Origin of the sequence: Paenibacillus tepidiphilus, from assembly GCF_008635795.1 — a bacterium.
Classification (GTDB): Bacteria; Bacillota; Bacilli; order Paenibacillales; family Paenibacillaceae; genus Paenibacillus_AQ; species Paenibacillus_AQ tepidiphilus.
The window spans coordinates 33,712-52,491 of record NZ_VWRQ01000003.1 but is presented as its reverse complement, the minus strand read 5'-3'; the positions used below and the strand labels follow the sequence as shown (position 1 = coordinate 52,491).

18 protein-coding genes are annotated in these 18,780 nt (G+C 54.4%); 8 read left to right on the top strand and 10 right to left on the bottom strand.

All coding sequences use genetic code 11. The features are described from left to right. The first annotated feature begins 55 nt into the window (after nt 1-55). From F1379_RS04450 to F1379_RS04435, 4 genes are all read left to right on the top strand, one after another. A complete protein-coding gene (locus F1379_RS04450; protein ID WP_150266799.1) occupies nt 56-1,993 on the top strand; it encodes an ABC-F family ATP-binding cassette domain-containing protein in 1,938 nt (645 codons plus the stop codon). A 35-nt stretch (nt 1,994-2,028) separates the two neighbouring features. After that, a complete protein-coding gene (locus F1379_RS04445; protein ID WP_150266797.1) occupies nt 2,029-2,514 on the top strand; it encodes a tetratricopeptide repeat protein in 486 nt (161 codons plus the stop codon). A gap of 231 nt (nt 2,515-2,745) precedes the next feature. Next, entirely contained in the window at nt 2,746-3,342 is a 597-nt protein-coding gene (locus tag F1379_RS04440; protein ID WP_150266795.1) for a DL-endopeptidase inhibitor IseA family protein, read from the top strand. A 214-nt stretch (nt 3,343-3,556) separates the two neighbouring features. After that, on the top strand, nt 3,557-4,498 hold the full coding sequence (locus F1379_RS04435; protein WP_162551073.1) for a stalk domain-containing protein: 942 nt from the start codon (nt 3,557-3,559) through the stop codon (nt 4,496-4,498). Between the two features lie 72 nt (nt 4,499-4,570). Here the strand turns inward: F1379_RS04435 and F1379_RS04430 are convergent, their stop codons facing one another. The 6 genes from F1379_RS04430 to F1379_RS04410 all read right to left on the bottom strand — a co-directional run bounded on the left by F1379_RS04430 (nt 4,571) and on the right by F1379_RS04410 (nt 9,299). After that, nucleotides 4,571-5,401 (bottom strand): hypothetical protein, encoded by an 831-nt coding sequence (locus F1379_RS04430; RefSeq protein ID WP_150266790.1) that lies wholly within the window; start codon nt 5,399-5,401, stop codon nt 4,571-4,573. Next, complete coding sequence (locus F1379_RS04425; RefSeq protein WP_150266788.1) at nt 5,385-6,428, bottom strand: M42 family metallopeptidase; 1,044 nt, start codon at nt 6,426-6,428, stop codon at nt 5,385-5,387. The genes F1379_RS04430 and F1379_RS04425 overlap by 17 nt, the downstream gene beginning before the upstream one ends. A gap of 54 nt (nt 6,429-6,482) precedes the next feature. Continuing rightward, on the bottom strand, nt 6,483-6,800 hold the full coding sequence (locus F1379_RS04420; RefSeq protein WP_150266786.1) for a LapA family protein: 318 nt from the start codon (nt 6,798-6,800) through the stop codon (nt 6,483-6,485). Nucleotides 6,801-6,884: 84 nt separating this feature from the next. Continuing rightward, a complete protein-coding gene (gene pepF, locus F1379_RS04415; protein WP_150266784.1) occupies nt 6,885-8,675 on the bottom strand; it encodes an oligoendopeptidase F in 1,791 nt (596 codons plus the stop codon). A 214-nt stretch (nt 8,676-8,889) separates the two neighbouring features. Further along, nucleotides 8,890-9,060, bottom strand: a complete 171-nt coding sequence (locus F1379_RS29975; protein ID WP_203457034.1) for a hypothetical protein — start codon at nt 9,058-9,060, stop codon at nt 8,890-8,892. Nucleotides 9,061-9,065: 5 nt separating this feature from the next. Further along, nucleotides 9,066-9,299 carry a hypothetical protein gene (locus F1379_RS04410; protein WP_150266781.1) on the bottom strand — a complete coding sequence of 78 codons (234 nt, stop codon included), beginning with the start codon at nt 9,297-9,299 and terminating at the stop codon, nt 9,066-9,068. A 171-nt stretch (nt 9,300-9,470) separates the two neighbouring features. Here F1379_RS04410 and F1379_RS04405 point away from each other — a divergent pair, with 171 nt between their 5' ends. After that, on the top strand, nt 9,471-9,668 hold the full coding sequence (locus F1379_RS04405; protein ID WP_019911834.1) for a cold shock domain-containing protein: 198 nt from the start codon (nt 9,471-9,473) through the stop codon (nt 9,666-9,668). Between the two features lie 182 nt (nt 9,669-9,850). Here F1379_RS04405 and F1379_RS04400 read toward each other — a convergent pair whose 3' ends face one another. Further along, entirely contained in the window at nt 9,851-11,164 is a 1,314-nt protein-coding gene (locus F1379_RS04400; RefSeq protein WP_150266779.1) for an MFS transporter, read from the bottom strand. 213 nt (nt 11,165-11,377) lie between these two features. Here F1379_RS04400 and F1379_RS04395 point away from each other — a divergent pair, with 213 nt between their 5' ends. The 3 genes from F1379_RS04395 to ltrA all read left to right on the top strand — a co-directional run bounded on the left by F1379_RS04395 (nt 11,378) and on the right by ltrA (nt 15,389). After that, nucleotides 11,378-12,460, top strand: a complete 1,083-nt coding sequence (locus F1379_RS04395) for a tetraprenyl-beta-curcumene synthase family protein (protein WP_203457033.1) — start codon at nt 11,378-11,380, stop codon at nt 12,458-12,460. Nucleotides 12,461-12,525: 65 nt separating this feature from the next. After that, nucleotides 12,526-13,497, top strand: a complete 972-nt coding sequence (gene pfkA / locus F1379_RS04390; RefSeq protein WP_150266777.1) for a 6-phosphofructokinase — start codon at nt 12,526-12,528, stop codon at nt 13,495-13,497. A 494-nt stretch (nt 13,498-13,991) separates the two neighbouring features. Continuing rightward, complete coding sequence (ltrA, locus tag F1379_RS04385; RefSeq protein ID WP_150266775.1) at nt 13,992-15,389, top strand: group II intron reverse transcriptase/maturase; 1,398 nt, start codon at nt 13,992-13,994, stop codon at nt 15,387-15,389. A gap of 107 nt (nt 15,390-15,496) precedes the next feature. Here ltrA and F1379_RS04380 read toward each other — a convergent pair whose 3' ends face one another. From F1379_RS04380 to F1379_RS04370, 3 genes are all read right to left on the bottom strand, one after another. Next, a complete protein-coding gene (locus F1379_RS04380; RefSeq protein ID WP_150266773.1) occupies nt 15,497-16,861 on the bottom strand; it encodes an MATE family efflux transporter in 1,365 nt (454 codons plus the stop codon). A gap of 126 nt (nt 16,862-16,987) precedes the next feature. Next, nucleotides 16,988-18,229: a putative glycoside hydrolase gene (locus F1379_RS04375; RefSeq protein WP_239004551.1), complete on the bottom strand. Its 1,242-nt coding sequence runs from the start codon at nt 18,227-18,229 to the stop codon at nt 16,988-16,990. A 232-nt stretch (nt 18,230-18,461) separates the two neighbouring features. Next, entirely contained in the window at nt 18,462-18,656 is a 195-nt protein-coding gene (locus tag F1379_RS04370; RefSeq protein ID WP_150266771.1) for a hypothetical protein, read from the bottom strand. Nucleotides 18,657-18,780 lie beyond the last annotated feature (124 nt).

Below are 18,780 nucleotides of genomic sequence, written 5' to 3'. Positions count from 1 at the left end.
AGTGCGCAAGGGCGGTACAATACCGTGAATCTATACGGCAAGCGAGGAACCATTAATGAATATAATGACTGTGGAACATCTATCCAAGAGTTACGGGGAGAAAATATTGTTCCGGGACGCTTCCTTCGGGATGGATGATCGCGACAAGATCGGCGTCATCGGCGTGAACGGAACCGGCAAATCGACACTGCTGAAGATTATCGCCGGACTGGACACCGCCGATGAAGGACAGATTGCCATCGGCAATAACGTGCGGGTGCAGTATCTGGCGCAGAACCCGCCGTACGAACCGGAGCATACGGTTCTGCAGCAGGTCTTCGCCGGGGATGACCCGGCGCTTGCTGTCATGCGGGAGTATATGGAGGTGCTTGCCGGGCTGGAACGAAGCCCTGGAGATGCGGCGCTTGAGGCCCGTGTGGTTAAGCTGGGGCAGGAGATTGACGCGGCCGGGGCCTGGCAGCTGGAGAGCGAGGCCAAGACGGTGCTGACGAAGCTCGGCATCACCGATTTCAATGCCCGGATGGAGACGCTCTCGGGCGGCCAGCGCAAGCGGGTGGCTATGGCAGCTGCACTGATTACGCCGTCCGAGCTGCTTATCCTCGATGAGCCTACGAACCATATTGATACCGCCTCGGTCGGCTGGCTGGAGCAGTATTTACAGAAGCGGCGCGGTGCCCTGCTGATGGTGACACATGACCGGTACTTCCTGGAACGTGTCGCCGGCGTGATGCTGGAGCTGGACGGCGGGCGGCTGTTCCGCTATGAAGCCAATTATTCGCGCTTCCTGGAGCTGAAGGCCGAGCGGGAAGAGCGGGAGGCATCCGAGGAGCAGAAACGCAAGAATCTGCTCCGCACCGAGCTGGCCTGGATTCGCCGCGGCGCCAAAGCCCGGTCCACGAAGCAGAAGGCCCGGATTGACCGGTTCGAGAAGCTGAAGGACAGCATTGGCGGCACATCGGGCGGAGCGCTCGATATCTCGGTGGCTTCGACGCGGCTCGGCCGCAAGATCATCGAGATCCACGACCTCACCAAGTCGTGGGACGGACGGACCTTGATCAAGGACCTGAATTACATTGCCGTGCCCCAGGACAGAGTAGGGATCGTTGGACCAAACGGCAGCGGCAAATCGACGCTGCTGAATCTGATCGCAGGACAGCTTGCCCCGGACAGCGGGGAAGTAGAGCTGGGCGCTACCGTCAAGCTGGGGTATTTTACACAAGAGCATCAGGATATGGACGGCAGTATGCGGGTCATTGAGTACGTCAAGGAAGAAGCGGAGATTGTCCGCACGGCAGACGGCAGTGTCATTACGGCGGCGCAAATGCTGGAAAGGTTCCTGTTCCCGCCGGCGACGCAGTGGACGCCGATCGCCAAGCTGTCCGGCGGCGAGAAGCGCCGGCTCTACCTGCTGCGGGTGCTGATGGGAGCGCCGAATGTGCTGCTGCTGGACGAGCCGACCAATGATCTCGATATCGGCACGCTCGCGGTACTGGAGGACTATCTGGAAGAATTCCCGGGCGTGGTGTTCACTGTATCTCATGACCGGTATTTCCTGGACCGAACTGTAGATAAGCTGATTGCCTTCGAGGACGGGCAGATTCGCATTCATGTAGGCGATTATACCGAATACGAGGAATGGCTGGCCAAGAATGTTCCGGTGCAGAGTGTTGCCAAGGAGGAAGCGGCCGGTAAACGAAGCGCTGTTGCTGCGGCGGAGAATGCCGGAGCCGCAGCCGCCCCGTCCAGGGAGAAGCTGAAATTCACCTTCAAGGAACAGAAGGAATATGAGACTATCGACGAGCAGATCGAAAATGCCGAGGCGGATTTAGCCCGGATCAACACCGAGATGGAAGCGGCTTTTGCCGATTCGGTGCGGCTGCAGGAGCTTCTGTCACAGCAGCGTCAGGGCGAAGCCGAACTGGAGCGGCTGATGGAACGCTGGACCTACTTGAACGAGCTGGCCGAGCGAATTGCTGCCAGCGGCAAAGCTTAAACCGGCAGCGGTAGTAATGGGCAGGAGGTGAGACTGTGGCAACCGAGATCGAGACGGCCATAGCGCTGCGCGGCAGCGGAAGGGCGGAGGAAGCAAGAGAGCTTCTCCTGTCCCTGCTTGGCGGGGGAGCGGAAGATGCAATGCTGCAGTATCAGCTGGCATGGACCCATGATGTGCTTGGCCGCGAACGGGAAGCTGTCCCCTATTACGAACGGGCGCTTGCCTTGGGACTGGACGGCGAGGAGCGGGCGGGTGCACTGCTTGGACTTGGAAGCACGTACCGGGCTCTGGGGGAATATGAGCGGGCCGCAGCCGTGCTGCGTGAGGCGGTGGCGGAATATCCCGGTCGTCAGGAATTCCGTGCTTTTCTGGCGATGGCGCTGCATAATCTGGGCGAACATAGCGAGGCGATGGAATTGCTGCTGCAATTGGTGGCGCAGACCTCGGAGGATCCCGGCATTCGCTCCTACCATAAGGCTATTCTCTTCTATTCGGACAAACTGGATGAGGTGTGGGAATAGCCAGCGATTTGAGCACATCAGAGCATGTACAATATGCAAGATCATAATAGTATGAGAACCATATCAAGAAGGCCTGTGGACGATTCGATAATCGTTGCAGGCCTTTTTGGTATTGCAATCAAGGGGTCTATACAATTTCATGCCGGGAACAGACAAATATTCTTCATCTTCTGGTCAAGCACCGGGGCAGTTTTCTTCCACTGCAATACTTTATTATGAGGAGGAGATCTTATGCCAAGGATAGCACAGACTGCAGATGAGCTGCGGGAGTTTATCGCCGCCGCCGAAATGGCCTGGTTCGACGTGTTTGATTCCGCCGACGATGGCCAGGTCATCGAAGAGAATGGCGGTGAGTATTACCGGCTGCCGCTGAAATTCAGCACCAAAGCCAAAGTCATCGCTTACTTCCGCCGGTATTGGGGCGCCGACATGAGCAGCCGTATGTTCTGCAACCTGCAGACGGTTACCCGGAACAACAGGCTATATGTTATCGCCGGCGATACGGGTACGGTCCATTTCTTTCCGCTATCGGTTGCGGTAACCGGACAGACGGCGACGCGTATCCGCTTGACGGCCGTGCTCGCTTATGAAGAGAATACGCCGGAGGAGAGCATCCGTGTCCGGTATCTGATTGCCAAATCGGGCGAGAAGCTGACCATTCTAAACCGGGATCACAAGAATGAAGATGTCCGCTATCAGGATTGTGCCCAGGTCAGTGTGCGGAGCCGCAGGGGTATACGCCCTCTTTTACACAAGAAACGAATCCATAAACCGAAGCGCTCCGCCGCAGCCCGGACCGGGCGCAAGATGCGGACAGCGTATAAGTAATTTCCCGTTCGGCCTCCAGCCGTTTAAGTAGAGCATTCAGAGTCCCGCCACTAATCAAGCCGCATATGGGGTGTTCCGCAGCCGGTGAACGGTTGTCCGGGACACCCCTGATTTCGGATAAAGCGTAGATATTTTAAGCCAGCCCGGATCGCAACTATATAGCATACTAGGAGTAAATATATGGAAATGAAATAGAAGAAGGGGATGTTGGATTTTGAAAAAGTTCATACTCGGGCTGGTTTGCGGTCTGTTGCTCGCGAGTGCATCGGTGGCATTTGCCGGGGAGAGCATCAAGGCAGTGCTGTTTCCGGCAGCCATTGAAGTCAACGGGGCCTTGGCGGCGGCAGCAAATGGCGGGACGAAGATACTGAACGTTGACGGGAGTACTTATGTACCGCTGCGCTTTATTGGTGAAGAGCTTGGGGCTGTGGTCGGCTACGACGCAGAATTAAAGACTGTTTTCGTCCGGTATGGTGAGCTTCATCTGACTGATCCGGATTACGCCGGCATCTCCGCCGGCAACCTTGTATTGACCAAAGCAGGCAGCGACACGCTGGTCACCGGACAGCTGCAAATGGCCGGCGTAGGCAATACAGCGAATTCGGTTACTGCTACATTGAGTTTTTATGATGACAGGAACAGCTGCATCGGTAAAGCCGTGATTTCGGGGAAGGGCTTTGGCGTAGAGGCCCAATCCTTTAGCGCAACGGGAAAAGGTGACTTACGCGGGTATGCCTCCGCCATCCTGCATGTGGATGCTGTGAACGGCAAGGCGGTGCCACATCCGGTACCGGCAGTTTACAAGGACGCCAAGTATGGTTTTACCCTGCAGCTTCCGGAATATTGGAGTGGAAAGTACAAGGTGGAGTCCGCGATTAGTGAAGACTCGGGCATCGAAAATATATTCTTTACTACGCGGGGCGGTGGGATTGTCTTTAGCGTAGCGGTGTGGCCGCTGGAGGAATGGGAGAGCCAGGGGGACATCGTGAGGGAGAATGTACGGGCATGGGAGGTGGGCCGGAAGGGGGATAACGTATTTGCGGTCATGATGCCGGGAGATATGCAGTACGATCCGGGCAATGCGGAGGAAGCGGCCGAATATCTGAAGCTGGCTTCTTACGTGGATCTCATCCGAACTACCTTCACTTTCAAATAAGAAGCTTAAGCATTCCTTATACAAAAATAACGCCGGAGCGGGCTGCTGTAGCCCCGTCTCCGGCGTTTGAGTTTATTCTTCGCCCCTGAGGGCAATCATCTGCACAACGGGCCGGGAATCGCCCGGCAGCACTGCCTCATCGGCGTTCATCTGCGAGGAGCCGTCTCCGTCGAGGAAGATGCCCTCCAGGCCCTCTCCGGGAATGCTGCTAAGGATGGCGCTGCGGAATTCTTCCGCTGTACTCAGCGTATCTGTAACGATCAGCTGGAGCTGCCCTCCGGCATCATAGACCAGCCCGGAGCGCAGGCGCTTGTCGGCTGCGAAGGGCAGATGCTCCGCTTCCGCAGCCGCAGCCCACAGGTCCCCGCGCTGCAGATTCATGCTGATGCCGCCCTGGGCCCAGTAGCGGCTGCGGTCGGCGACGGCAATGTCGTCGCCGGAGGAGACCACCTGCACGGACAGCTTGTCCTCCGCGCCGTCCCAGACCAGCGTTCCCCGCGCATATTTCGCGTTGAACCAGCCCGAGCCGTACGCGCCGCGCGTGCCCGCGACCGGCGCGTCGTCCACAATCGCCACCGACAAGAGGTCGGTGCCGTAGAAGAAGCCGCCGTTGATGCCATAGGCGGCTATTCCCCGCAGCGGCGCGTTCACCGCGCGCAGCTCAATATCCTCCGGCTGCACGGTCATGATGTGCAGCCGCACCCCGCCGGGCGCTTCCGCCGATGCGTAGGCGTAGCGGTGCGGCAGGCCGGAGAAGGCCTCTCCGGCCTGCCGGTCGGGCCGCGCCAGCAGGTGGTATCCACCTGCGGCGGCAAGGACAGCGGCGAGCGCAGCCAGCAGCCCGAGGCTGCGCCGCCGGGAACGCCGGCCGCTTCGCCCGGCCGGCTTAATGGGCGCCGACATACGCGCCGAGCAGCTTGGCCGTGTTCAGCACGGCCGTCTTGTGCGTGCGCTCCATGGAATGGGAGGCGTGCACGCCCGGACCGATCAATGCGGCGCGGATATTGTTGCCGCCTTTCAGTGCGGCGGATGCGTCGGAGCCGTAATACGGATAAATATCTACTGCAAACGGAATCGCCAGCCCGTTGGCCAGCTCAATCAGGCGGCTGGTCATCGCGTAGTCATAAGGGCCGGAAGAATCCTTGGCGCAGATGGATACATCGGTTTCTTTGCAGCTGAGATCCTCACCCATCGCGCCCATGTCCACGGCAATCATTTCATCAATTTCTCCCGGAATCCAGCTTGCGCCGTGTCCGACTTCCTCATAATTTGAGATAAGTAGGACCAGATTATGCAGCGGCTTCCAGTTCTCCCGCTTCATGCTTTCGAGCAAGCCGAGCAGGGCCGCTACGCTGGCTTTGTCGTCCAGATGCCGTGACTTGATGAAGCCGCTGGGGGTAACCACTGCACGGGCGTCGAAGGATACGAAATCGCCCACGCCAATGCCCAGCTTAAGCACCTCGTCTTTGGTCGCGACGAGCTCGTCAATGCGGACTTCCATGTTCTCTTCGGAGCGTTTGAAATCGCGGGCATCGGAATACACATGCACCGACGGGTGACTGGAGAGAATGGTGCCCGTGTAGGTCAGGCCGGTCCGGGTATGAATGACGCAATATTCGTTCTCGATGCTGTTCATCGTGAAGCCGCCGACCGAGGTGAGACGCAGCTTGCCGTCCGGCTTAATCGAGCGGACCATCGCCCCGAGCGTGTCCACATGGGCGCTCAGCCCGATGGTGCGGGACGGGTCAAGGCCGGGAACCCGCAGGACCAGACCGCCTTTCTCGTTCCACTCAAATGGAATATTCAGCGCTGCCGCTTCTTCGGCCACAAGGCTCATCGCCTGGGCGGTGAAGCCGCTGGGACTCGGCGTGTTCAGCAGTTTGGTAAGGACGGACAGAATGTAATCTTCGCGTGGATGTATAGTTAACAATGGGATCTCCTCCTGACAATAAAATGGATAGTGATGATGCAGCTTAATTAATATTTACCCACGGGGCGCAGCTTCGGAAGAAAAAGGGTCGGCTTCAGGCAAAAATTCCGGCAGAGGCGCGCTGCTGCGCAGCTTGTCCAGCTCCGCCGTCAGCCCCTTAATTTGCTTCTGCAGCTTGTACTGGCGGAAGATGCCGTAGGTTCCGACAATGACGCCGCCGATGAGGGCGCAGCCCAGGATTACCAGGATCAGCGGGATGCTCACCTGGTCGAATCCGAAGTTGACCTGTACCGGATCGACATTGATTACGGCAAACAAGGCAATCAGCAGTGCGAAAATGAGGCCGAGAATCAGCGACCATTGCAATTTCATAACAATCTCCTCCTCAGGAACGTGTGACAATATAAATCCCTTGCCGCCAAGGGCAAGGGATCAATCAATACTAGACGGTCCTGCTTATCGGGTCAGCTCTTCCATCTGCGCAATGACGCTTTCGAACACGCTCATCGCTTCGCGGATCGGCTCCGGCGAAGACATATCGACACCGGCTTTGGCCAGAATGTTGATGGAATAATCGCTGCCGCCGCTCTTCAGGAAGCCAAGGTAACGATCGACCGCCGGCTTGCCTTCCTCCAGAATCTGTTTGGAGAAGCTGGTGGCCGCCGAGAAACCGGTCGCGTATTTGTATACATAGAAGCTGTTATAGAAATGCGGAATGCGCGCCCATTCCATTTCGATATCTTTATCTACGACCATATCCTTACCGTAATACTTCACGTTCAGATCGTAGTAAATCTTGGACAGGTCCTGCGGGGTCAGCGATTCGCCGTCCTCGGCGCGCTGGTGGATAATCTTCTCGAATTCGGCGAACATCGTCTGCCGGAACACAGTGGTACGGAACTGGTCGGCATAGTAGGTCAGCAGATACATTTTTTCCTTTGGATCGGTTGATTTCTTCAGGAGATAATCCATCAGCAGCGCTTCATTCGTCGTAGAAGCAACTTCTGCCAGGAAAATTGTATATTGGGCATCGCGGTAGCTGAGTGCATTGTCCGAATAATAGGAATGCAGAGCATGGCCCATCTCATGCGCCAGCGTAAACATGCTGTTCAGGTTGTCATTGTGGTTGAGCAGCACATACGGATGGGTGCCGTAGGAGCCCCAGCTGTAAGCGCCGGTCCGTTTATTCTGGTTCTCGTAAATATCGATCCAGCCGTTGTCATAGCCTTCCTGCAGCACGTTCAGGTAATCTTCGCCCAGCGGCTTCAGACCTTCTTTGGTAATCTGCTTGGCTTCTTCGAACGTAATATCCAGCTTATACTCATCCACAAGCGGCGCGAATAAATCGTACATATGTAGCTCATCGACCTTAAGCAGCTTCTGGCGCAGCTTCATATAGCGGTGCATCAGCGGCAGGCTCTCATGGACGGTGTCGATCAGATTGGTGTAGACTTCCTTCGGAATGTTGTCGCCATACAGCGACATTTCCAGCACCGACGGATACTTGCGGACACGCGAGTAAAATACGTTCTTGTTCACATTGGCGCTCAGTGTGGCTGCGATGGTGTTCTTCTGCTTGGCATATGTTTCGTAGACCGCTTTGAAGGCGTTCTGGCGGACCTCCCGGTCCGGGCTTTCCAGGAACTGAATATAACTGCCGTGTGTCAGCTCTACTTCCTTGCCTTCCTCATTGCGGATCTTGGGGAACTTGAGATCGGCATTATTGAGCATGCTGAAAATATTGGACGGCGCCTGGGAGATGTTGCCGACCTGTGCGAGCAGCGCCTCTTCCGTCTTGGAGAGGACATGCGCCTTCTCGCGCTTCATTTCGGTCAACGTGAAAGTGTAAGCGGAGAGTGCCGGATCGGCGATGAATTCGTCAAGCTTAGCATCCGGCAGCGCCAAAATCTCCGGTGTGACGAAAGAAACAGCTTCTCCGGCCTCGACACTGAGCTTCTTGGCCTTCTGGGTCAGCGCCTGATAGACCGGCTCGGCGGTGTCTTCATCCTGGCGCATATGCGCATAGACATAGAGACGTTCGGTGAGGAGCGACAGGCGGTCATCGAGCTCAAAGCAAGCCTTGAGCGCTTCAGGCGAATCCAGCTTGCCCTGGAAGTCCGCTGCTTTCTTGATCAGCTCCTTGACTTCGGAGTATTCCTTATCCCATACGTCCTGTGAGGCAAACATATCTTCCAGCTTCCAGCGGTGGTCAGCGGGTACTTCGCTTCTCTTCAATAATTGTTCCATGGATATCCTCCTTGAATGATGGGATGTAGTAGTCTTATGCTGTATGCCGGCGCCAAGGCCGGATGAAGGATCACCCGGCAGCAGACACAGCGCCAGCAGTAGCGGCAGAGACTTGGAAGAAAAGGGCATGACGGCAGCCTCCCGGATCATTAATGGTCAGCTTAGTATGCCCTGCCAAATCCTGATTATTAACGTTAGACCGAAACCGGAGAAGTTATGCCAGCAGACTGTAAATAATGAAGACAAAGGCTAATGCAATCATAATGACGGCGGACAGAGCCATGCCGCGCCGGAAGCGCGGCGGAAGCTTGTCCTTGCTCATCACGAGTACTGCTCCCAGGCAGAGCACAACGACGGCGTAGAGTGCGATATTATCGTTACCCATCCGCCTCAGACCTGTTTGAATGCTTCGATGATTTTGTGGTATTCCTCTTCATTATCCTTGTAGGCTTCTTTATTGAAGCGTCCGTGCACCCATGCCATCATGGCCGGACGGCTCATGAAGGTATGAGTGTCCTCGCCCCACTGGTCGGAGATTTCACGAAGGATGATGTAACGACCCTGCACCTCAACGGTCATCATGTTCCAATTGTCGGTTTTGTATATTTCATGCTTCTTGATCATAGTCATACCACCCTGGCGATTTTTGGCTTTTGGGTCAATGATAACGCACCCGGGAAGTGAAAAGCAAATAAATTCACGGCAAAAGGGAAATCATGGATTGCTTTGCAGAAAAAGATGGGGTATAATGTAAGCATACGCCATATATGGCGCTATTTTTAGGAGGTTGTTCATTTGAAAGGTACAGTAAAATGGTTTAATGCAGAAAAAGGTTATGGTTTCCTTCAAGTAGAAGGCGGCGAAGATGTATTCGTTCACTTCTCGGCAATCCAAGGCGACGGCTTCAAGACTTTGGACGAAGGCCAAGCGGTAGAGTTCGACATTACTGACGGCAACCGCGGTCCTCAAGCAGCTAACGTAGTTAAATTATAAGAAACGGTCCGGCACGATTGGCCGACCGCCATATATATTTGATATGTCAGGCACTTGCAAGAGTGACGAACACAGTAACTACGAACGTACAGTTTCTTCGGAAACTGTACGTTTTTTTGCGTTTGATGGTATTGCTACAAAAAGAACCCTGGCTGCCCGGGGGCGGCACAAGGTTCTCGTAATCATAACGCTGCTTCGTTCGGTGCGGCGAGCTCGGCGGCTGGAACTTGCCCGGCCGGCTCCGGCAATGGTACGCTATCTGTATCCCGTCTTTTATTCCTGCCTCCGGGCCGGAGTGAGATACCGCCGATATCCGCAAGATGTTTGGCCAGAAATCCAATAAATGCAAGCAAGGAACAGAGGGCTGCGGTTATATAGAAGACAACTCTTCCGGCGTCTTCATAAATCATGCCGCCGAAGGTCCCGCTCAAGAGGCCGGAAGCGCTGGACCAGACCACGGTAAAGATCGCCATGCCTGTCGCGCGGAGATGGTCGGGTATAATCCGTGTAATATAACGGACAGCCGTTACATAGAAGATGCCGAAGGAAATGCTATGCAGCGCCTGAATAAACACGACTGTGAGCGGTTCGTTCGAGAGAGACATGAACAGAAAACGCAGGCCATACATCAATGCGGCAAAAGCCAGCAGCGGCAGCTCCTTGAAGCGTTCCCCGTATTTGCTGAGCGCGAAGAACACGGGGATTTCGCTTAGTGCCGAGGCCAGCAGCGCCCAGCCGATAACCTCGTCGCCGGCCTGCATTTCCTTCAGGCTGATCGTCAGGAAGGCTTCGTTCATCCGGTGGCCAATGGCAAGCACGAAGACGCAGGCGAAGAACCAGAGCACCTCCTTTTGCAGCAGGATCTCTGTAATTCCTCCGCCCTTGGCTTTGGGAACGCTGTTTGCCGGCTTTGTCCGCTTGGGAGCAGGAGTGCGCGGCACATCCTTCAGTCCGATGCTCAGCAGCAGAGCAGTGACAATAATGATGATGCAGAGGGTGACGCTCCAGGAAGGAGTCAATGCTCTCAGCACATAACCGATTGTCAGAGCGAAGAAAGAGTAGCCGAGAGATCCGAAGACACGGATAGAAATGAAGCTGCGCTTGTGGCGCTCGGCAATTTTGATCGCCATAGTGTCCGAGAGCGGAAATATCGGGTAATAGAAGAAGTAGAAGAAGGATATGATAAGCATAACTTCCGAAAAGCTGCTGCTTCTGGAGAGCAGCAGGGACGAGACGAGCTGTCCGGCAAGCAGAATGGCCATGATCCGCTTGACGGTTCCCAGCCGGTCACTCATCATACTCCAGAACAGATTGGAGAGAATGGAGATGAGCGGACCTACCGCATACAGCATGCCGATTTGCGTGCTGCTGAAGCCGAGATGGCTGTAAAAAAGCGGAAAATAAGAGACCGCCAGCACACTTGTGCCGAAGACGGTGAACATAAAGGATCGCAGCCAGTTCTGGTCACTGTACTGGCCGCCGCGTCCTGATTCCATGAGTTGCACTCCCCCGATTATGAAATATGGATAGTATAGCATAATCCAAAGTCGTGATGTTTGTTAAATTTAAGATATTTTTTGGCGATTTAAAAATATTTCAGAATCTTTCATGCGTTTTCGCAAGTGATTTTATTGTTTGTAGAAACAAAGGGATGATATTATAATAAGTGATGATTTGGATAAGGAGACAACAATGTGGAGGCACAGTCATTGAGTGGATTGGAGCAAGGCCGTTATTTAAGCCCGCGCGGCCCCATCGGGCTGATGAACAGGGTCTATAAGTACGTGCTGCCGGAAGTGAGGGAATGTCTTGGCATGTGGCGCACCGAAGCGGAAGGGATACCCGATCCCGAGCTGCGGAGACAGGCGCTTGCCAGCATTGAAACCAAGCAATTTCACTGCGAGGGCGGAGGGATTTATGCCGCCGGGAATTTGTCGATGAGACATATACTGATTCCGCTAATTGTCGCCTATCAAACGATCAGCGATTATTTGGACAACCTGTGCGACCGCAGCACATCGCTTGATCCGGCCGACTTCCGGCTGCTGCATCAGTCGATGCTTGATGCGATCACCCCAGGCGCCGAACCGGTGAACTACTATGCGCTGCGCAGTGAGCAGAATGACGGCGGATATCTGCTGAAGCTGGTCCGCACATGCCAGGAAATGACGGCGCTTCTGCCGGGATATACCGCGGCTGCCGCGGAGATTCGCCAGTTGGCTGTGCTGTATACGGATCTGCAGGTGTATAAGCATATCCGCCCTGAGCTTCGGGAATCGGCCTTGCAGGAATGGTGGGCAGTGGAGGGAGGACGCGCTCCGCATTTGCACTGGAACGAATTTGCGGCTGCGACCGGCTCTACCCTGGGCATATTCATGCTCTTTCTGTCTGCCTGCGACCCCGTACTTACCGAATCGAAAGCGGCTTCGATCCGTGCGGCATACTTTCCGCATGTCTGCGGACTGCATATTATGCTGGATTATCTGATTGACCAGGATGAAGACCGTGCCGGGGGTGACCTCAATTTCTGCAATTATTATGACGATACGGATACCATGCTCAGCCGGATTGCTTCTATTGTGGAATGGGCCCGCGAGGATGTCAGGGGATTGCCCGAGACCTCCATGCACCGTATGGTTATCGAGGGCCTGCTGGCACTTTATTTATCCGATCCGAAAGTCAGCGAACAGCAGGAGGTTCGCTCGGTATCCAAAAGGCTGATGAGAAGAAGCCCGCTGACACGGCTGTTCTTCTTCGTGAACAGCCGGTGGATCCGCAAGCACATGTATTAGATGCTGCGGAGCAACATTCCGGATGGATTGCGGCTCCTGATGCAATTTAAGGAGGAACTTACAAGATGTCAAATGTAAAAAAAATCGCAGTACTGACCAGCGGAGGAGATTCGCAGGGCATGAACGCCGCTGTCCGCGCAGTTGTGCGCAGTGCGCTCTATTACGGCATTGAAGTTTTCGGCATTCAACGCGGCTATCAAGGGCTCCTGAACCGGGACATCTTCCCGATGGACCTGCGCAGTGTCGGCGACATTATCCAGCGCGGCGGTACGATTCTGCAATCCGCACGTTGTCTGGAATTCGTGAAGCCCGAAGGCCAGCAGAAGGGCGCGGATATTCTGAACGAATTGGGAATTGACGGCCTGGTAGTTATCGGCGGCGACGGTTCCTATAAAGGCGCCAATAAGCTGAGCAAGCTGGGAATCAACACAATGGCGCTGCCGGGAACGATTGACAATGACATCTCCTTTACTGACTACACCATCGGATTCGATACGGCTGTAGGCGTGGTAGTGGACGCGGTGAACAAGCTCCGCGATACAATGTCCTCCCATGAACGTTCTTCTATTGTAGAAGTTATGGGCCGTCACTGCGGAGATATCGCTCTGCACGCCGGATTGGCATCCGGTGCGGAGACGATTCTTGTACCGGAAATGCCGTACGATCTGAACGAAGTGGCAGACCGCATGAAAGACAACTTTACCAGAGGCAAACGCCACAGTATCGTTATCGTTGCTGAAGGCGTTGGCAAGGGCGAAGATGTGGCTCAAGCCCTGAAAGACCGGCATTCCTCTCTGGACGCCCGTGTAACGGTTCTGGGGCATATCCAGCGCGGCGGCACGCCGACTCCGGCTGACCGCAACCTGGCCAGCCGTCTGGGCGACTTTGCCGTGCGCAGTCTGATCGCCGGCGAATCCGATAAAGCTTGCGGCATTATTAAAGGTGAATTGACGCTTACCGATATTGATACCGTTGTGAATACGAAGAAGGATTTCGACACCGAATTGTATGAGCTGGCTTCCCGTCTTTCCCAATAAGACGAGACAGCCCATGACCCAAAAGAGGAACGGCCGTTTACGCGGCCGTTCCTCTTTTTGTGTGCGCCCGGCATGGGCGATAACTTGGCGGTGAAAGTCCGCTACAGGCTTGGCAGTAGGAACTGTTAGCTGAAGGCAAGGGTGTCCGCCGTGAGGCGGAATCTGAAGGAAGCCGGAGGCAAACCCTCGGTCTGACGAACAGAAATCACATAGAAGGCATGCTGGGACGGACGAGCTTGCACATCAAAGCAAAGTCCAATACTGCCCGAATCTCAGGGTGTAAATGTGGCAGATAGATGAGGGGAAGGTTATCGCTCTTACCCGGGGAGGTCTCACAGACGTCCGGTAGGAAAAAAAAAAAAAAATCCGAAAGACGGAGTAAAGCTTGCTGTGAGAAGTCAGCAGAGGCCATAGTATCGGGAAGTTTTTTTTTTTCGCGGGAAGGGCCGAACAATCGTAAGTCTTGAGTACAGACCGGAAGGAGAGTCGGCACGATGAAAGCAGAATACCGAAAGGGCTGCCCGCAAAGGGATAGTATGGAATGCGAAGAGTATGCGGGAGCGCGGAGTGCCGGCGTTCGGGAACGTAGAGAAAGAGGCGGTGCAACGGACCTGCTTGAGCAGATTCTGGACAGAGACAATCTGAATAAAGCCTACAAGCAGGTCAAACGCAACCATGGCGCGCCAGGAATCGACGGAATGACCGTCGAAGATGCGCTGCCCTGGCTGCAGGAACATAAGGACGAATTACTGCAAAGTATCCGGGAAGGCCGATACAAGCCTAGCCCGGTACGGCGCAAAGAAATTCCCAAACCAGATGGAAGCGGAGTGCGAAAGCTTGGCATCCCTACGGTCATTGACCGAGTGATTCAACAAGCAATCTCCCAGCAGCTACAGCCCTTGTTTGAGCCGCTTTTCGCAGACGGAAGCTACGGCTACCGCCCCGGGCGGAGTGCGCAGCAAGCCATCCGCAAGGTGAAAGATTACGCACAGCAAGGATATAGCCACGCCGTAGAAATCGACCTCTCCAAATACTTCGACACCCTGAACCATGAGTTGCTGATGAATCTGCTACGCAAGCAAATCCGGGATCACCGTGTAACCGACCTAATTAAGAAATATCTGAAGAGTGGGGTTATGGAGAACGGAATGCACTGCAAAACGGAGGAAGGTTCCCCGCAAGGAGGCCCCCTATCTCCACTACTGGCGAATGTTTACCTAAACGAGTTCGACCAGGAAATGAGCAGCCGTGGAGTGAACGTGATTCGGTATGCAGATGACATCGCGGTGCTAGCGAAAAGCAAACGGGCAGCCACGCGGCTCTTGGAATCCTGCCGGAAATACCTGGAGAACACGTTAAGACTCCAGATGAACACGCAGAAGAGTAAGGTCGTGAGCGTAGTGGCCCGAAAGCATTTCAAGTTTCTCGGCTTTGCCCTGGGCAAGAACAGGAATGGGATATATATTCGCGCCCATGGTCAAACTCTAGCCAAAGCAAAGAAGAAGTTGAAAGCACTGACGAGCCGTAGTCAGGGTAGGAATGTCAGGCAAGTGATGGAGAAGGTGAAAGTCTACATTCGCGGCTGGATCGGCTACTTCTACGTAGCCGATATAAAACGAATCCTGCAAAGCTGGAGCGAATGGCTGCGTAGAAGGCTGCGAATGTACATCTGGAAACAATGGAAGAAGCCGAAAACAAAGGTACAAAACCTGTGTAAACTGGGAATACCGGAGTGGCAAGCCTACCAATGGGGGAATACCCGCCTGGGCTACTGGCGAGTGGCTGGAAGTCCGGTGTTGTCCCGTTCCATAACAAACGAAAAGCTCGCACAGGCCGGGTATTATGACTTCCCGGCACAGTACGAGCAATTACGTAAGCACTCAAGCGGTTGAACCGCCGTATACCGAACGGTACGTACGGTGGTGTGAGAGGTCGGCTGCTCAGGTAATGAGCAGCCTCCTACTCGATTAGATAAGAAAGTTTAACATCCCGGACGAGCTTATTGCTGAGCCGCATACTCCATGGCAAACCGCCGCTGAACACGAACCAGCCGGACCAGCAGCAGAACGGCTCCGATCGCAAGCCCCGTAATCAGTCCGATCCAGTACCCGTAAGCCCCCATATCCGTATATGTGGCCAGCACGTAGCCGGTAGGAAGCCCGATGACCCAATAGGCGATAAAGCAAATAATAAAGGCCGGATTGACATCGCGGTATCCCCGGAGAACACCCTGGGTAGGGGTTGCTACAGCATCCGAGATTTGGAAGAAGATCGCATAAATCAGGAAATGCTGGATCAGAGCGATGACTTCGGGCTCGTCGGAATACAGTCCGGCGACCGAGTTCCCGGCGAACAGCAGCACGAGCGCTGTTGCCATCGAGAGGGTAACGGCCATGCCGATGCCTATGACACTGTACTGCCGGGCATCCTTCAGCCGGCCTGAGCCGTTCTCGAAGCCGACCAGAATCGTCAAGGTCATGCATATGCTCAGCGGAATCATATACAGGGTGGAAGCGAAGTTGATCGCAGCCTGGTGGGCGGCGATGGTAACCGTATCGAACCGGCTCATCAGCAGGGTTACGGCGGCAAACACCGCGGTTTCAAAAAAGATCGAGAATCCGATCGGCACGCCGATTTTGAGAAGCTCCTTCAGGCTCTTGGGCGAGAGCCAGACAAACTCGCGGAAGAGCCGCAGGCTGCGGAAGGGCTCGGCACGGAACACAATCAGTAGCGCGATGACGAATATGACCCAATAAGTGATGGCCGAAGCTACGCCGGCACCGACGCCGCCCAGCTCCGGGAAACCGAATTTGCCGTAGATCAACAAATAATTCAGACCTACATTGACGGGAAGGGCTATCAATGTAATCAGCATTGAAATACGGGTCTGGCCTAGTGCATCAATCGTGCTGCGGACTACCGTATACCCGAACAAAGGAAGGATACCGGCACCGATCGCACAAAGAAACTGGAAGGCAATGTCGCGCACTTGCGGCTCCAGGTTCATGAAATCGAGCACGGGGGACAGGACGAGGCTGCCGGCGCCGATAACGATGAGCGATATGATCAGCGACAGCCACAGTCCTTGCGTCACCTGGTAGGCAACTTTATCCTTGCTGCGGCTGCCCAGTAAATGGGAGACAATCGGTGTAATCCCCATCAGAATGCCGCTAAGCCCGGTCTGCACCGGACTCCAAAGACTGGTGCCGATAGCGACGCCGGCCAGGTCGGCTGTGCCGTGTTTGCCGGACATGTTGGTATCGAAGAAAGCAATCGCCGACAATGCGATTTGGGTGATCAAAATAGGGAATAAAATATGCAGGAATTGTGCGAATTTCTGTTTGTGCGTATACGTCTGTATCATAAACTTAAGCCTCGTTATCTTCATATTCTGGACAGGATGACATTGCGGCTGCTCAGGAAAGGACCCGGCCAAGACGCCGGGTCCTCTTAGAGAAGTCCAATATAATAAATCAGTGCAGTCTACCGGTTACTGTTCATAGTCTACGCCGGAAGTATAGCGGTTGTTGGCATTCCAGAGCAGGAACTCCTCAATATTCTCGTCCTTCAGGGCGCGGATCTGATCCTCGACCTGCTGCTTGCCGTATTTGATATAATGGCCGCTGCCCAGCCAGCTGGCGGTGAAATCCTGAATCCAGGGCCGGATTACCGGCTTGTAGCTGCCCAGCGGGTTCAGCTTCTTATGGGTATCGACCATGGAGCCTTTGATAGTGGCATAGGGGTCTTTGTCCGGGTCCTTCACGTCAAACCATCCTGTGGAATAATGGCTCGGATAGACCATGGGACTGATGACATCGACATTCTTGGAGATCTTGACGAAGTCCTGTCCGATGCCTTCGGCTGCCGGAACTGAAGCGGCGTAGCCAAAGATATCGACGGAGACGCGGACACCCAGCGGGCCGAGCTCGGCCTTGGCGTATTTCACGAAATCAGCAATGATTTCAACGCGCGGCCGATCGTTCTTGGTGTACTTCAGTGTATCGGCACGTTTCTCAAAGCCCTCAGGGAAGCGTACATAATCGAATTGGATCTCCTTGAAGCCCAGCTTGGCGGCTTCCTTGGCAATTTCGACATTGTATTTCCAAACCTCTTCATTGTAGGGATTGACGAAGCTGTCACCGCCTTTATTAGCCCATACGGAGCCGTCGGAATTGACAAAGGACATATCGGGATTCTTCTTGGCAAGAATCGTATCTTTAAATACAACTATCCGGGCGATCGGATAAACGTCATGCTCCTTGAGACGGGTCATCAGCTTATTAATATCTCCGATGAAGGGCTGCGGTTTGCCCAATTTCTGAAGCTCGGGATTGTCGGTCTTGTAGGTGATGTATCCGGCATCGTCTTTGATGTCGATGACCATTGAATTCAGCTCGGTCTTGTCGAGCAGCGCGAGCAGTTGTTCCATGCGTTCGCCGCCGGCACTGTAGGCTGTGACATAAATGCCTTTGACCTTGGGGGCATCAGGCTGCGGGTCGGTATGAATGATTTGAAAAGTGCTGTCGCCCGCTTCCGCTCCCGGTGATGGTGAAGGCTGCGCTGTGGCGCCCCCTCCTGCCTGCCCCGCAGTGCCGGTGTTTCCGCTTTGCTGCACGACGGCAGGGGGCTTTAGTGCAGATTCCAATACGGCGGTGACATTGGCTTCGTGACCCTGCTGCGGAACGCCGACGCTCCCGAGGGCCATGGTCAGTAATGCCCAGGTGATATTCATTTTGTGTTCTCTCCCCTTATGTACATTCCTTTAAAGTATAATGGAACGGACGCCGACAAAAAGAACAGACTGGTTACAATCATTATTAATTTTTGCCGGAATAATATACCGCTCTTGTTGTTTATAAACGGGATGCACGGATTCTAAACCGGCACAAAAAGTAAATGCCGCCAGGGGAGGCGTGAAGCCGGTCCTGGCGGCGGGTATGAGGATATGCGCTTGAAGCACCTTGCTATTGGAGATAAGCCGAATTCTGATGCTCACAGATGCTGTACTGGATGATATCCATGGCATCTGTCGGTTCCAGGATGCTGAGACCGTCACGCAGAACGATTACGGAGTTCAATTCGTCCTGCCGGAGGAACGGTATCATATCCGGGTACCACTTCATGACGATTGTTGACAGTTTTACCGTTTCCATTTCCATAAAAATCACCCTTTCCTTTTTCGAATGTGCTGAATTGGAATTCAGGTCCATCAGAAAACGAAGTGCCTTAGGAAAAAAGAGGGTAATGCACAATCTTCATGAAATTGTGAAAGGTCTTGCATAA